This window comes from Paenibacillus albicereus, from assembly GCF_012676905.1.
Lineage (GTDB): Bacteria > Bacillota > Bacilli > Paenibacillales > Paenibacillaceae > Paenibacillus_O > Paenibacillus_O albicereus.
In genome coordinates, this window is sequence record NZ_CP051428.1 from 4,059,145 (window position 1) to 4,073,860 (window position 14,716).

At 68.5% G+C, this 14,716-nt stretch carries 11 protein-coding genes; all 11 read right to left on the reverse strand.

Annotated elements, in window-relative coordinates; translation table 11 throughout:
• Window positions 1-32: 32 nt before the first annotated feature.
• Window positions 33-1,223, reverse strand: coding sequence for a copper amine oxidase N-terminal domain-containing protein (locus tag HGI30_RS18290; RefSeq protein WP_168908872.1), 1,191 nt, complete (start codon window positions 1,221-1,223; stop codon window positions 33-35).
• 6 nt (window positions 1,224-1,229) lie between these two features.
• Complete coding sequence (locus tag HGI30_RS18295; RefSeq protein WP_168908873.1) at window positions 1,230-1,796, reverse strand: hypothetical protein; 567 nt, start codon at window positions 1,794-1,796, stop codon at window positions 1,230-1,232.
• A gap of 93 nt (window positions 1,797-1,889) precedes the next feature.
• On the reverse strand, window positions 1,890-4,676 hold the full coding sequence (locus HGI30_RS18300) for an S-layer homology domain-containing protein (RefSeq protein WP_168908874.1): 2,787 nt from the start codon (window positions 4,674-4,676) through the stop codon (window positions 1,890-1,892).
• A gap of 45 nt (window positions 4,677-4,721) precedes the next feature.
• Entirely contained in the window at window positions 4,722-6,068 is a 1,347-nt protein-coding gene (locus tag HGI30_RS18305) for a UDP-glucose dehydrogenase family protein (protein ID WP_168908875.1), read from the reverse strand.
• A gap of 19 nt (window positions 6,069-6,087) precedes the next feature.
• The gene (locus HGI30_RS18310; RefSeq protein WP_168908876.1) at window positions 6,088-7,308 is read right to left on the reverse strand and encodes a glycosyltransferase family protein; all 1,221 of its coding nucleotides are present in this window, start codon (window positions 7,306-7,308) and stop codon (window positions 6,088-6,090) included.
• Window positions 7,309-7,446: 138 nt separating this feature from the next.
• Window positions 7,447-8,823 (reverse strand): sugar phosphate nucleotidyltransferase, encoded by a 1,377-nt coding sequence (locus HGI30_RS18315; RefSeq protein WP_168909959.1) that lies wholly within the window; start codon window positions 8,821-8,823, stop codon window positions 7,447-7,449.
• A gap of 46 nt (window positions 8,824-8,869) precedes the next feature.
• Window positions 8,870-10,237 (reverse strand): glycosyltransferase family 4 protein, encoded by a 1,368-nt coding sequence (locus HGI30_RS18320; protein WP_235680181.1) that lies wholly within the window; start codon window positions 10,235-10,237, stop codon window positions 8,870-8,872.
• A 67-nt stretch (window positions 10,238-10,304) separates the two neighbouring features.
• The gene (locus HGI30_RS18325) at window positions 10,305-10,937 is read right to left on the reverse strand and encodes a WcaF family extracellular polysaccharide biosynthesis acetyltransferase (protein WP_168908877.1); all 633 of its coding nucleotides are present in this window, start codon (window positions 10,935-10,937) and stop codon (window positions 10,305-10,307) included.
• Window positions 10,934-12,154 (reverse strand): glycosyltransferase, encoded by a 1,221-nt coding sequence (locus tag HGI30_RS18330; RefSeq protein WP_168908878.1) that lies wholly within the window; start codon window positions 12,152-12,154, stop codon window positions 10,934-10,936. Before HGI30_RS18330 ends, HGI30_RS18325 begins: the two co-directional genes overlap by 4 nt.
• 27 nt (window positions 12,155-12,181) lie before the next feature.
• Window positions 12,182-13,330, reverse strand: a complete 1,149-nt coding sequence (locus tag HGI30_RS18335) for a glycosyltransferase (protein WP_168908879.1) — start codon at window positions 13,328-13,330, stop codon at window positions 12,182-12,184.
• Window positions 13,331-13,346: 16 nt separating this feature from the next.
• On the reverse strand, window positions 13,347-14,714 hold the full coding sequence (locus HGI30_RS18340; protein ID WP_168908880.1) for a hypothetical protein: 1,368 nt from the start codon (window positions 14,712-14,714) through the stop codon (window positions 13,347-13,349).
• Between the last annotated feature and the right edge of the window lie 2 nt (window positions 14,715-14,716).

Sequence of the window (14,716 nt, forward strand, 5' to 3'; positions counted from 1 at the left end):
TTGCTTATCCTGCGCGATTCCCCCCCGACGGCTCAGCCGAGCAGTCCCTCCAGCAGGGCGCGCCCTTCCTCCAACTCCCGTTCGTACTCCTTGCGGTAGTCTTCCAGCCGTCCGGTCGAATAGCCGTTTGCCTCGAGCTTGGCCCTCGTCGCGCTCATGATGCGCTCGAACGAGGCGTCGCAAGCCGCGAACACCGCTTCTCCTTCTTGCCGGGCTTTCGCCTTCTGCTCGGCCGTGGAGGCCGACGAGTAGCGCAGCGCGAGCGCGACCAGATCGCTGCGGCATTTCCCGCGCAGCGCGTCGGCCTCGCTCCTTGCCTGCCGGTGGATCTCCTCCTCCGATGCCGAAGGCGAAGGCGAGGGCGAGGGCGAAGGCGTCGGCGTCGCGCCTGGAGACGGCGATGCCGTCGGCGAAGGCGCAGGGGAGCCCGGAGGGGCCGACGGCGCCGGCGATGCGGACGGCGCAGGGGTGGCCGGCGGCGGCGCCCAGCCTCCGCCTCCTCCGCCTCCTCCGCCTCCTCCGCCTGCAGGCGGGATGACCGGAGCCGGCGTAGCGGTCGGCGCGGGCGACGACGCTCCGTCCGGCGGCGCAACGGTCTCGCTCCCGCCGCTCAGACCGTCCTCGGCTGCGCCTCCGCTGCCGGCTTGCGCCGCCGGCGCGATGTCTACGCGCAGCCGTGTGCCGTCCCAGGCGACGGACGCTCCCGTCAGCTCGGCGACGAAGCGCAGCGGGACGTAGAGCGTGCCTTTGGCGATGAACACCGGCTGGCCTTGCGGCAGCGCGGCCACTTGGCCGAAGGCGAGGAAGCGGACCGGAACCGGCGTCAGGCCGAGCTTGACGCCGCCGTCGGCCGAGCGGCCGTCCGCCTTGAGGCGCGCAGCCAGCTTCGCCGCCAGCGCCTGGCGCTGCGCATCGGACGGCTGCTGCAGCGTCAGCTTCTTGACGGCATGATCCCAAAGCGCTTCCAGCCCGAGCGCCTCCGACGCTGCCCGCAGCGGCACGTACGTCCTCCCTTCATGAAGGAAGACCGAGCTCCCCTTGTCCAGCACCAGCACCCGGCCTTCGACCGCGATGGCCGCCGGCAGCGATACCGCCGTAACCGTCTTCGCCGCAGCGGCGGATGCCTGGGCGGCCGGTGCCGTCGCCGAGAATCCCGCTCCGGGCGAGAACAGCAGCAGCGCCGCCGCGAGCAGCGCCCCCTTGCTTGCCCCATTCCGTTTCATAACCGATCAGCCTCCTGCATCGTGATTGCCCAGCGCCTTGCGCGCGAGCTCGCGCAGCCGACCGTAGTCGGCCTCGTCCAGTCCGTCGCGCAGCTTGCGCTTGACCTGCTCCTTCTCCTCCGCCGTCACGCCGCCATCGGCGAGCCGCAGCAAGCCGAGCGCCTCCCGCCGGTCCATCGCGCCGAGAACGATGGCGATCGCCTCGCGCTTCTCGGCAGCCGACAGCCGGGCGGCCGCGTCGGCATAAGCCGCCGGAGCTTCCGCCCCGGCTCCGTCGCCTGGCGGTCCGCCGCCTTCCTTGGACCGGAATGGCTCCGACTCCGAAGCCGGCTTGCCGGCCGCAGCCGGAACTCCGTCCGCCTGTCGCGGCGAAGCCGGAGCGGCGCCGCCGGAAGCGGGCGGGACCGCTCCGCCTGCCGAGACGCCGCCATCCGCCGCCAGCTGAGGAGCGAGCTGCTCCATGAAGGCGGCAAGCGCCTTGTCGGCCGCCCGCTCCGCGGCGATCCAGCCTGCACCGCCGAGCAGCAGCATGGCCGCCAGCCCGATCCCGACTCTTTTCACGCTGATACGCATGAATGATCCTCCTTCCCCGAAACGAAGCGGGGGGCGGACGCCGGACGGATGGACCCCGCCCGGCGGAAGCTCCGCCCCCGCGATTCGATTCGGCTACAGCTGCTTGGCGGCGCGGTACAGCATCGCGGACGCTTCGGCGCGCGAAGCCTGCTGCTGCGGCTTCAGCTCGCCGCCGCTGCCGATGATGCCGAGCTGGGCGGCGATCGCCACGGCCGGCTTCAGCGACGCGCTGACTGCTGCCCGATCCTTGTAGCTCGCAAGCCCCTGCTCGGTGAGCAGCGACGCCGGATAGCCGCCGGCCTGCGTCAGCGCCCGCGCGATCATCGCGGCCATCTCCTGGCGGCTGATCGCCGCATGCGGCGCGAAGCTGTCGGCGCTGCGTCCGCTCGTGATGCCGCTGGCCGCCGCCGTGCCTACATACGGAGCGAACCAGTCGGACTCCTTGACGTCCTTGAACGTCAGCGGGACCGCTTCCGAGCCGAGGTTGAACGTGCGCACGAGCATCTTGGCGAACTCGGCGCGCGTTACGCTGCGCGACGGCTCGAAGGTGCCGGCGGAGACCCCGTTCATGATGCCTTTGGCCGCCATCGTCTCGATCGTGGCGCGCGCCCAGTGCGAAGCCGGGATGTCCCGGAACGCCACCCGGTTCTCGACGACCGCGTACACCGAGCCGGCATCCTGCACGTCCGCCGAGTAGACCGAGCCCGCTACGCCCGATTGGAAGTCGGCGGCACGTCCCGCACGGATCTTGACGAGGCTCAGCCGATCGGCATCGACGGCTCGGGACGCCGCCAGCGGCAGCTCGAGCCGCACCGGCTTGCCGAAGGTCGTGATTTTGCGGCCGGACTGCTCGATCTCGTACGTGTACGCTCTCGATGCGAGCGGCAGGCTGGAGGCGGAGGTGACGGCGCTGTCCTGCAGGCGGCTCAGGCGGATCGACAGCTTGCCGGTCCGCGCCGCGACCGGCACCGAGACGCGAGCGCCCTCCGCGTTGAGCCCGATGAAGTCGATGCCGCTGCTCTTGGCGCTCTCCAGCACCTCGGCCGGAATGTCGACCGACCAGCTGTCGGCCTCGTCCGTTTCGAAATCAAGCTCCGCGCTTACGCGCAGCGAGCCCGTGCCGGCTTGTCCGGCTCCCTCGAACTCCGCGAGCGCTCCCTTGATCTGGGCCGCCGCATCGGAGATGGCCGTAAACTGGCCTCCCGCCTCTTCCGCGCTCCACTCGGCGCTGAAGGCTCCGGCCGAGCGCGGCGTCGGCGCCGGAACTTTGATCTTGCCGATCGCGTCGAGCGCTTCCTGCGCCGCTTTGTACGCCTCGCGGATCAGCTTCAGCTTCTCGCTGATCGAGTTCGTGGCGTCGTAACGCTGCTTGATCGATTGGAGCTTGGCGAAATACTGCTGCAGGATCGCCGCGATCTGCTCCGCTACGCTGCCCGGACCGGTGTTGCCCGGCTCCTCTCCGGAGCCGCCCCCGCTGCCGGGAGTCGGCGTCGGGAAACCAGGGAATCCAGGGAACCCGGGAAAGCCCGGGAACCCAGGGAACCCGCCCCCGCCGCCGGGATTCGGCGTCGGGCTTGGCGTGGCGCTCGGCGTGGCGCTTGGGGTCGGCGTGGCGCTCGGCGTGGCGCTTGGGGTCGGCGTGGCGCTCGGCGTCGGAGACTCGCTCGGCGTCGGCGTCGCGCTTGGCGTCGGTGTCGGAGACTCGCTCGGCGTCGGCGTGGCGCTCGGCGTCGGTGTCGGAGACTCGCTCGGCGTCGGCGTGGCGCTCGGCGTCGGTGTCGGAGACTCGCTCGGCGTCGGCGTCGCGCCTTCGGCCGTCAGCGTGATCTCCTTTTCGAAGATGACCTTGTCCGGACCGCCGTACGGGTTGAGCAGCCGGGCCTGGATGACCGCGCTCGCCGAGGACGCGCTGGAGGGAATCGTGACGATGCCGCTGCCCGTGACAGTCACGTCGTCGCTGCCGGAAGCCTTGGACCACGTGAGCGCCACCGAAGGGATGGCGATGCCGCTGACGGTCAGCGAGTACTGATGCTGCCGTCCCTGCTGGGACACCTGCGCCTGCTCCACGCTCGTCAGCCGCATGAGGGCGACGATCAGCGCTGTCGCGGCCGGCTTCTCGCCGTCGAGCCTCTCCTGGAAGTTCACCATCGTGCGCTGCAGGTCCAGGCTCGTGATGCCGTACTCCTGCAGCATCGCGCTGAACGTGTACTCATCCGTGCGGGCGAGCAGGTCGTTCAGCACGCGCAGCATGAGCTCGTTGCGCTTCTGCGGCTCATAAAGCAGCTGGAACAGCTGCGCCTGGCTCAGCTGGGCGATATGCTTGCGAGCCGTGCCCTCGACGCCGAGCCGCGAGCCGCCGTCGCCGTAGAAGAACGTGACGACCTCGTCCATCGTCAGGTCGGCGTCGCCGCCCGCACGCACGATCGCGGCTAGAGCCGCGCGGTAGTCGGCGTTCGTGCGCAGCTTGCGCAGGTCGTCGTACTGGGGACGATACGTCAGCGCAAGCGTGTCGCGGTACAGCGCGAACAGGTTGTTCCGGATGAACTCGCGGTCCGCCGAAGCCGGCAGCTTGGCGTCGATCTTGTCCCATACCGGCGCGGCGAGATGGAACTCGGCGGCCGGATCGAGCGCTTCGAGCTCCTCGCGGAATCGCAGCACGTCCTGCAGGTCGGCCGGATCTCCGGCGAGCAGCGCTTCATGCAGCGCGTACAGCTGCGCCAGCGCGCCGTCGATGTTCGGCGGCTGCGCCAGCGAGCCGGCCGCGCTGGCGGTGCCGACGCCGGACATGGAAGTAAGCGCGGCCGGAGGCAGCGCGGACAATGGGCCTGCCGCCATGACGGCGGCGAGCATGGCCAGAGACAGCTTGCGATGGTTCGTCATGATCGTTCATCACCTCATTCGTTCGGATAGGGGTTGCGGGAACATCTAGTAGCTCAGCTCCGGCACGGGAGCCTTGACGCCGCGGGCGAGGCTCGGCCTGCCGACGGAATAATAGATGAAGTCGGTTCCTTGGAGCGCGGCTTCGTCGAACGCGTTGCGCCCGTCGATCAGCACCGGCTCGCGGACGACGGCGCGCAGCCGCTGCAGGTCCGTCTCGCCGAACTCGCTCCACTCGGTAAGCAGGCACACCGCGTCGGAGCCGGCCGCCGCCTCCAGCGCGCTGCCGCACCAGGCGACGCCGCCGCCGCCGTCGCCGAACTGGCTGCGGAAGTTGTCGGTCGCGATCGGATCGTACGCCCGCACCTGGACGCCGCGCGCCAGCAGCTCGCCGATGATCTCCTGGGCAGGCGCCTCGCGCACGTCGTCGGTGTCCGGCTTGAACGCGAGTCCCCATACCGCGACCGTGCGGCCGGCGAGCTCGCCGCCGAAGATCGCCTCCAGCTTGCGGATGACGTTGTAGCGCTGATCCTGATTCACCTCGACGACCGAGCGCAGCAGCTTGAACTCGTAGTCGACGTGCCCGGCGATCTGGATGAGCGCCTGCGTGTCCTTCGGGAAGCAGGAGCCGCCGTAGCCGATGCCGGCCTTGAGGAACGAGGCGCCGATCCGCTTGTCGTGGCCCATGCCCTCGGCGACGCGGGTGACGTCGGCGCCGACCTTCTCGCAGATGTTGGCGATCTCGTTGATGAAGCTGATCTTCGTCGCGAGAAAGGCGTTGGAGGCGTACTTGATCATCTCCGCGCTGCGGATGTCGGTGACGACGAAGGCGCAGCCGAGGCCGGCGTGCAGCTCCCGCAGCAGCGCCTCGGCGCGCGGCGACTCGGTGCCGATGACGATCCGGTCGGGATGCATCGTATCGGAGACGGCGGAGCCTTCCCGCAGGAATTCCGGCAGCGAGACGCTGTCGAACGGGCAGTCCGTCCGCTCCCGGATCAGCTCACGCACCTTTTCGTTCGTGCCGACCGGCACCGTGCTCTTGATGGCGACGACGGGATGGCCCTCCATCGCGTCCGCGATCTCCTGCGCCGCCAGCTCGATGTAGGCCAGATTGGCCTGGCCGCCCGGCAGCGGCGGCGTGCCGACGGCGATGACGATCAGATCCGCCCCTTTGACCGAATCGCCCAGGCTCGACGTGAAGCGCAGCCGCCCGAGCTGCGCATTGCGCACGGACAGCTCCTGGAGGCCCGGCTCGTAGATCGGGATCTCCCCGTTCTGGAGCGTCGCGACCTTCATCGGATCCTTGTCCACGCAGATGACGCTGTGCCCCAGCTCCGCGTAGCAAACGCCCGATACGAGGCCGACATATCCTGTCCCTACTACCGTAATCTTCATCGCTTCCACTCCCGATCGTTTATTGGCTTCTCTCTAAAGGCCTTCGCCCTGGCGCCTGTCCGCCCGCGGCGGCTCGCTCCAGCAGCCGGGCGGCGATCCGCGCCGCTTCGCCGGGCGGGGCGAGCGGCGCCTCCTCTTCCTCCGTTCGCAGCTCGCCCGCAGCGGCGCCGCTCCGGCCGGCCAGCTCCAGCAGCCGGTCGCCCAGCTCCGGCTCCGCCAGCTCCTCCTCGCCGAGCCGCAGCAGCGGATGCCGGCCGCGAAGCGTCTCCGCGATGCACCGGTCCTCGCGGAAGCGCGGCCGCTCCAGCAGCGCGAGCGGCTTGCCCAGGCAGACCGCCTCGGATACGGTGCCCCAGCCGGGCTTCGTCAGCACCGCGTCGCAAGCCGCGACGTACAGCTGCGATTCCGTGCAGCTTTCCGGGATGCGGACCGCCTCCGCGCCTGCCGGCAGCTCCATCCCGGAGGAGACGACCGCTAGCCAGCGCGGATCGCGCAGCAGGGCGAGCCGCTCGAGAGGGCTGCCGGGTCCCGACCCCATGCCGGGGAACAGCGCGACCAGCCGCCTCCCGCCGCTCGGGTCCAGCCGGCGCCGCAGCTGCTCCGCCCGCTCCGGGTCCGCCACGCGGCAGAAGTACCCGGCCCGCTCGACCGGCTCGTCTCCCCACTGCGGCTCGCTCGCTCCGGCCAGCGCCACGAAGGCGTCCATGTCCAGGTAAGGACGGGCAAGCGGCGCGAGCAGCTCCTCGGGCAGCAGCTCCTGGTAGGCGGTATACCAGGTGAAGTTGGACAGGCCGACCGATGGCAGTCCCGCTCGCCGGGCCGCCGGAAAGGCCTCCGCGACGATGTCCGACACCGCCAGGCTTGCGCCGGTCGAGCCGAGCCACGCCGCTTCCCGGCGGATGCGCAGCGGCAGCGCCTCCAGATAGGCCAGCGCCGCCGCCCGCTGCCGCAGCGGGTCGGCCTGCAGGCTGCCGGGCCGCAGGGCGTAGCCCGGGTCCGAGTCGATGCGCCGCGTCAGCAGCCGGTGTCCGCAGCCGCCGATGCGGGCAGCCGCGGCGAAGCCTTCCGTCAGCGAGCGCTCGAGGAACGGCAGCGCCCGGCCGCTCGCCAGGTGCAGCTGCAGCGGCCGACCGGCTTCATCCGCCTGCCGCAGCAGCTCGCGGATGACGGCGACGGAGCGCGCGGCGTGGCCGTAGCCGTAGTCCGACACGTAATAAGCGATGGATATGGCGACGGCCATGCCTCGCAGCCTCCTTTGCCCGAATGGAATGCCTCGTTCAGTCTATGTCTGCCGGGCGGAAGGCCGGCGCTGCAAGCGCCTCCTTTACCGAAACCACATGATTCGCCGGACGCGAGGCAGCCACGATCCGTCGTGCGATCAAGCCCGCAGGCAGTTCTGCTCGATCTCCTCCCAGCTGCCGTACAGCTCCATGATCGAGTTCTCGAGATGCTTCGGACCGGTCTGCACGGAGATGAACTCCAGATCGTCCGCCGCCCGTACGCCGTGCAGCGTCTTCATCGGGATGTGGACGACGTTGCCTGCGCCGATCTTCATATAAGTGCCGTTGCAGATGAACTCGCCCGAGCCCTTCACGACCGTCCACACCTCGGCGCGGTGCTGATGCAGCCGGTAGCCGATGCTCTGGCCGCGGTCGATGCCGACACGCTTGGTCAGGACGGCGGTGCCGTCGTCGTAGCTGCGGTCGTCGAGCACGCGCACCCAGCCCCAGCGGCGCTCCTCGTACATGGGCCGCTGGTCGTGGCCGATGAACTCCTTGAGCCGCGTGCTCGCGCCCTTCTCGGCGACCAGGATGCCGTCGGGACTGGCGGCGACGACGACGTTGGAGAGGCCGATGACCGTGACCGGGATGTCCGTCTCGTTGACGAGATGCGTGTTCACGCAGTCGCCGCTGACGATGCCGCGCCCCATGCGCGCGTCCTTCATCTCCTCGGTGAGCGTGTTCCACGTGCCGAGGTCCTTCCAGTAGCCGTCATAGGACACCGCCGCGATGCTCTGCGCGCGCTCCACCACCTCGTAGTCGAAGCTGATGCTCTCCAGGCTCTCGTAGTCGGCCGCCAGCCGGTCGTAAGCGAGCGGGATGCCCTTGGCCGCCATGATGTTCAGCATGTAGTCGAGCTTGAAGGCGAACACGCCGCAGTTCCACAGCGCGCCGCTCGCGATCAGCTCCTGCGCCGCCGCCTCGGACGGCTTCTCGCGGAAGCCGCCGACGCGCAGCGAGCCGCCTGCGCCCGGAGCGGGCTGCCCCGCCTCCGGCACGATGTAGCCGTACTTCTCGGAAGGATAGGTCGGCTGGACGCCGATCAGCGCGAGGTCGGCGCCGCTCTGCTCCAGCACGCCGTCGAGGCTGGCCACCGTCTGGAAGAACCGGTCCTCGACGTACGGATCGACCGGCAGCACCGCGACCGTCTCGCTGGGATCGATCTTCTCCACGGAGAACAGGTACGCCGCCGCCAGCGCGATCGCCGGGAACGTGTCCCGCCGCGCGGGCTCCACGATGAGCGGCACGTCCGGGCCGAGCTGGCCGCGGATGAGCTCCGTCTGCGTAGCGCCGGTGGCGATATAGCCCGAGCCGGCGAAGCCCGCCTCCTCGATCTGGCTCCAGACGCGCTGGACCATGGAGACGCGGGCGCCTTCGACGTCTTCGAGCACCTTCAGGAACTGCTTCGACCTCAGGTCGTTGGAGAGCGGCCACAGCCGCTTGCCGGAGCCTCCGGACAACAGGACGAGCTTCATCATCGATCTCCGCCTTTCGGATGGGAATGGGTGAACCATGAACGGTCTAGCGCGGCTCTCCGCTGGCGCGCATCGACGCGCCGGCGACGCTTGCGGCGGCTCCCGCCTCCGCTTGCGATCGTCCGGCCGCCTCGCGCCCCGCGGGGACCTTGCGTCCGCGGCCGCCGCCGGCATGCAGCGACAGCAGCAGCTGGCGGTACTTCTCGAGCGACAGGCTGCGGCGCAGATGGCGCTCGAGGTACTCGCGGCCTTGCAGCCCCCGCTTCGCGAGGCCGGCGCGGCCGAGGCTGTACAGCGCCATCAGCTGGCGCGCGGCGTCGCCGTAGCGCTGCGGCTCGGTCGACGTGCCGCAGCCGCTTTCCACGATAAGCCGATGCGCCTCGCTGCCTTCCTCCAGCACGCCCATGACCGCCTTGCCCGCCGCCATGACGCCGTAGATCTTGCTCGGCACCGAGACGCCCTTGATGCCCTTCTGGTTGACGACCAGATGCACGTCCGCCGCGCCGAGCGAGTAGCGGAGCTGATCCTTGGGCTGGTAGGGCAGGAACATCACGTTCGTCAGCCGCTGCTCGCGCGCGAACTGCTCCATGAGCGGCTTGACCGCGCCTTCGCCGATGAACACGAACATCAGGTCGGACAGCTCGCGGAACTGCGGCGCGATGCGGATCAGGTTCTCGAGATCGTAGTACAGCCCGAGGTTGCCGGAGTACATGACGACGAACTTGTCCTCCAGCCCATGCCGCTTCAGGAACGCCGCCACGCCGGGATCGTCGCGCTTCAGCGGCACGATGTCCTGCTCGTCGGTCCAGTTGTTGATGACCGAGTGCGCCGGCACTCGGACGCCGCCGAACCGGCGGGACAGCGTCTCCTTCATGTCCTGGCCGACGAGGATGACGTGGTCCGACAGGCGGCAGTTCAGCTTGTCGATCCACAGCGCCGTCCGCTGGATGAGCGGCTGGTTCATGAACCCGACCGCCTGTGCCTGCTCGGGGTTGAAGTCCTGGATGTTGTAGATGTGCTTGGAGCGCAGCAGCAGCTTGCCGATCGTGCCGATCAGGCCGCCGAGCACCGGCGGCTGCGAGATCGTGTAGACGAAGTCCGCCTTGCGCTGCCGCAGCAGCAGCCTCACCGCATGCAGGAAGTAAGCCGAGATGTAGCGCAGGCGGCTCGCCTTGCTGCGCTTGTCCACCTCCGGCAGCCGGATGCGCAGGATCCGGATGTTCTCCAGCCGGTCCTCGGCGTAGCGCGCTGCCTTGGCGTCCTTCTTTTCCCCGGCGTAGCCCGGCTGCTGCGCGATGACCGTAATGTCGAAGTCATGCTGCAGATGCAGGCACAGCTCGGTGAGGATCTGGCCGGTCGAGGCGTAATCGGGATAAAAATAATTGATGACGAACACGATGCGAGGCTTGCTCATCGCCCTCTCGCCTCCTTTCTTGCGGGCTCGCCGGCGCTGCGGCCGGTCTCCCCAATCTCTTGTCCGGCTATCCGGCGCTGCGGCCCGCGTGTCCGCCGTTTCGTTGCACTCCGCCATCCGGCAAGGCCGCGCTTCCGTCGCTTTCCTCGACGATCCGGCGCTTCACGAACGCAGCCGGAGTGCCGGCGTGCACCTCGCCGTCCGGCACCGGACGGGTGACCGTGCTGCGGGCGGCGACGACGCCCATGACACCGACCGTTATGCCGGGATAGACGAAGGCGTCGCTCGCGACCCAGGCGCCGTCGCGGATGACGATCGGCCGCGTCACCAGGCCGAAGCAAGGATCCTCGATGTCATGGGAGCCGGTGCACAGGTAGCTGCGCTGCGAGATGACGCAGTGGGCGCCGACCTCGATCCGGTCCAGGCTGTAGAACTCCGCGTCGTCGCCGACCCACGACCAGTCGCCGATCGACACCTTCCACGGATAGGTGAAGCGCGCGGTCGCCCGCACCTGCACGCCGCGCCCGATCCGCGCGCCGAACAGCCGCAGCAGGAAGCGACGCCAGCCGTACATCGGATGGAGCGAGTAGCGGAACAGGCTGCCCTGCACGAGCCACCAGAGCAGCACGACCGCCCCGCTCCGCCCGCGCGAGTATCCGCTCTGGTCGTACCGGTCGAGGCGGATGCGGTTGCGGCTCATGAGCCCCAGGTCAGGCCCGCCCGGGCGCTGCTCCCGCTTCCGGCCGTGCCGGCTTCGCCCGCCAGCTGCCGGTACTCCTGCTCCAGCTGCGCGGCGACCTGCGACCATTCGTAATACTGCGATACCATCGCGCGGCCGCGCTCGCCCATCTGCTCCCGCAGCTCGGGATCGTCCAGCAGCCGGGACGCCGCGTCCGCCACCTGCGCCGGATCGACCGGCGTCGCCAGTCCCGCGCCCTCGGCGACGACTTCGCGCCAGATGTTCACCTTGTCGGAGATGACGACCGGCACGCCGCAGGCCATCGCCTCGACGACGGCGATGCCGAAGTTCTCGGAGTACGACGGCAGCAGGAACAGGTCGGCGTCGCGCAGCACGGCGAGCTTGTCCGCTCCGGTCAGCATGCCGGTGAAGATCGCGAACTCGCTCAAGGACGCCGCCTTCAGCCATTCCCGCACCTTCTGCCCGTAGTTCTCGTCATCCGGTCCGGTCAGCACGAGCACCGTGTCGGGATGCCGCCGGTGAATTTCGCGGAACGCTTCCACAAGCACGTCCAGCCCTTTTTTGAAGTTGATGCGGCTGAAGAACAGCAGCATCTTTTTGCCTTCCAGCAGCTTGTACCGGGAGCGGAACGTTCCCTTCGGCGGCAGCTCGCGGTAGTCGGAGGAGTTGACGCCGTTCGGGACGACGAAGCCGGGGCTTCCGTGCACGTAAGGCTCGGCCAGCAGCAGCTCCTCCTCGGTGGTGTAATGCAAGGCGTCGGCGAGGCGGATGTTGCGGTCTTCGAACAGCGTCTCCATGATCTTCTTGCGATAGCGATGGCGCGCGTACATGACCGGATCGAGCGTCCCGTGCGGACGGACGATGTAGGGCACGCCATGCTTCCGCGCATAGTGCCCGGCGGCCATCCCGTGGAACAGATAGAGCGAGTGGATATGCACGATGTCGAAGTTCGGAATCTCCTTTTTCAGGGCAGCCGCCATCGCCGGCGAAGTGCGCCAGAACTTCGGCTGGACGACCGGGAAATACCGTACGTCCACTCCGTTCTTGCGGATGATCCGATCCGTGGGCACCTCCAGCACGCCGTCCCCGTCCTGATTGGTCGTGAAGATCGTCACGTCGTGGCCGCGCGCCGCGAGGGCAGCCGACATCTCCATTCCCGCTTTCGCCGGGCCTCCGTAGCGGGGCGCCAGATTGGCGATCACATGCAGTATTTTCATCCCTTCACTTCCCTGTTCTCAAAATGGTCAGCCGGACAGCTTGCCCGCGCTCGGCAAGGAGCCGCCTGCGGAATCGGCCGCATTGCCGCCGATTCGCTGCAGGATGTCATGCAGCCTCGCCGTATAATTCGCATAGCTGAAGTGGCCGAGTCCTTCCGGCACCTCGCCGCGCCGCTTGGCGAGCAAGCGCAGGATTCCGCCTTGCACTTGCTCGGGATCGGCGGGATCGATCAGCTCGCCGAGCTTGCCATGCATCAGCGCCTCGCTGCTGCCGTCCTTGCTGGAGGCGAGCACCGGCACGCCGCAGGCCATCGCCTCCAGCAGCACGATGCCGAAGCCCTCGCCGTGGCTCGGCATCGCGAAGCCGTCGGCGAGCCGGTAATGGTCGGCTTTCTCTTCCTCCGCGATCAGTCCCGCGAAAACGACCGCGTCCGCGACGCCGAGCGCATTCGCCTTGGCCTCCAGCCGCGCCCGATCGCTGCCGTCGCCGACGATCAGATAGCGCAGCCGAGGCACCTGCTGCTTCAGCTTCGGCATCGCCTCGAGCACCTCGTCGAAGCCCTTGCGCCGATCCTGGCCCGCTAGCCGGCCGAGCGTCATGACGATGCGGTCCTCCGGCCGCAGCCCGTAGCGCTCCATCAGATAGCCCGGTCGCGGACCCGGCGTGAACCGTCCCGGCTCGAACGAGTTGGGCAGCACGTAGGACGGAACGCCGGCGAGGCCGGACCAGCCGCAGAAGCGCTCCAGCGTCAGCCGGCTGACGGAGATGACGGCATCCAGCTGGTTCAGCGCCCAGCCGGTCCCGCCTCGCGTGACCGGATCCCAGGCGTCGATGCCGTGGATGACGAGCGCCAGCTTGGCTCCGGTCATTTTCTTGGCAAGCGCCGCGAACGGCAGCAGGTTGATATGGCCGCATAGGATGACGTCGCTTCCTCTCGCTCGCCCCAGCAGCGAGCCGAGCACCGTTTTCAGGTAACGCGGCTTGCTGTTCAGGCCGGCGGTCACGTAGTCGAGCTTCGCCGGCAGGTCGCCGGGCGGATAAGGCATGATGCGGGGGATGGCCGTGGCCCGCTCGACCTCAGGACTGGAGCAGACGGCGCCGAGGAGGTCGCGGTTGAATTTGGCGATGCCGCCGTGTCCGCCATAGGCGTCGGTGAGCAGTACAAGCGGCTTCATCGAATCAGGTCTCCTTTCAGGTTGGCATCGGAGCGGCTGCCCGGCTCGGCGCCCCGGAATCGGAGCGGCTCGCCTCGCGGTCCGTCAGCACCGCCCAGCAGGCGGCCAGCAGGAACAGGTAGACGAACTGCTCCAGAATGTTCGTCGAGATACAAAGCACGAAGTTGACGACGACGAACACGTACAGCTGCAGGCTCCTGCTCCCGAGCTTGCGCAGCAAGCCTGGCGCGGCGGCGATCGCCGCCGCAAGCAGCAGCGACAGCGACAGCAAGCCATACTGCGTCAGGATCGAGTTGAACGTGCCGTCCATGATCTGGTGATCGAGCTCGACCTCGAGCTGCTTGTTCAGATTGACGCCGGCATTCGTGCCGTAGCCGATGCCGTCGCCGAACAGGACGACGCTGAGCGGGTTCGAGGTGAAGAAGCCGGTCAGCATGTCGATCCTGCCGCCTTCCACTTGCGCCTCGACGATGCTGCCGCGGTCGGCCATCAGCGTCGCCGCCTGCACGCCTCCCATGAGCGCGAGCAGAGAGAAGCAGATGATGGCCGGCGTCAGATAGGCCGATCCGGGCCGCTTCCGCCCGAGAAACACCTTTTCGACGAGCAGGAAGAACACGATCAGGAAGCAGCCGATGATGGCCGAGCGCGTGCCGGACATGCCGGCAACGCCAAGCGCAAGCAGCTGCAGGACCGGTCCCAGCCTGCGCTGCGCGACTCCGAGCTGCGGCCGGGCCGCATACAGGATCATCGCGCTTCCAAGCGCCATGTAGCCGGCGATCGAGATGCCTCCGAACGTGCCGATCAGCCGCAGGGAGAAAGGATTCACGACGCCGAACCGACTGGTGAACAGGACGTACTGGATCGCCAGCACGATGAATTCGACCGCCAGCAGCCAGCCGATGCAGCGGGCAAGCGTGCGGACGAAGTCCGTCCGTCCGCGGATGAAGCCGATCGCCTTGATGCAGAACAGGATGAGCAGGAGCGATCGCCCTCCGGCAGCCACCTGGTACACGTTGACCGCCGACTCCCGGAAGGCGAGGACGGCGCTGCCATAGAGCAGGAGCAGAAGCACGGGCAGGTAATGGGCCGCCAGCCGGTAGCGCTCTTGCTTGCGCACGTCGATCCAGAAGAACAGCCCGAGCAGCGCGACCATCAGGATGTCCTTCACGTACCGGATGCTCGGCCCGAACAGCGGCTCGCCGATCGCGAACTTGGCATAAGACACGCGCATGTTCGCGATATCGTTGAGCGCCTCCGGCAAATACGCCATCGAGGCGAAAACGAAGTAGGCGATCAGCCCCCTGCGCGCCCAGTCCTCCAACGACGCTCCCCCGGAGCGGCCGCCCCGGCGGAAAGCGGGCTGCAGCGAATTGGACCTTGCCATGG

Coding starts and splice junctions, on each gene's coding strand:
- HGI30_RS18290 (WP_168908872.1), bottom strand. CDS start 1,223: ATGAAACGGAATGGGGCAAGCAAGGGGGCGCTGCTCGCGGCGGCGCTG.
- HGI30_RS18295 (WP_168908873.1), bottom strand. CDS start 1,796: ATGCGTATCAGCGTGAAAAGAGTCGGGATCGGGCTGGCGGCCATGCTG.
- HGI30_RS18300 (WP_168908874.1), bottom strand. CDS start 4,676: ATGACGAACCATCGCAAGCTGTCTCTGGCCATGCTCGCCGCCGTCATG.
- HGI30_RS18305 (WP_168908875.1), bottom strand. CDS start 6,068: ATGAAGATTACGGTAGTAGGGACAGGATATGTCGGCCTCGTATCGGGC.
- HGI30_RS18310 (WP_168908876.1), bottom strand. CDS start 7,308: ATGGCCGTCGCCATATCCATCGCTTATTACGTGTCGGACTACGGCTAC.
- HGI30_RS18315 (WP_168909959.1), bottom strand. CDS start 8,823: ATGAAGCTCGTCCTGTTGTCCGGAGGCTCCGGCAAGCGGCTGTGGCCG.
- HGI30_RS18320 (WP_235680181.1), bottom strand. CDS start 10,237: ATGAGCAAGCCTCGCATCGTGTTCGTCATCAATTATTTTTATCCCGAT.
- HGI30_RS18325 (WP_168908877.1), bottom strand. CDS start 10,937: ATGAGCCGCAACCGCATCCGCCTCGACCGGTACGACCAGAGCGGATAC.
- HGI30_RS18330 (WP_168908878.1), bottom strand. CDS start 12,154: ATGAAAATACTGCATGTGATCGCCAATCTGGCGCCCCGCTACGGAGGC.
- HGI30_RS18335 (WP_168908879.1), bottom strand. CDS start 13,330: ATGAAGCCGCTTGTACTGCTCACCGACGCCTATGGCGGACACGGCGGC.
- HGI30_RS18340 (WP_168908880.1), bottom strand. CDS start 14,714: ATGGCAAGGTCCAATTCGCTGCAGCCCGCTTTCCGCCGGGGCGGCCGC.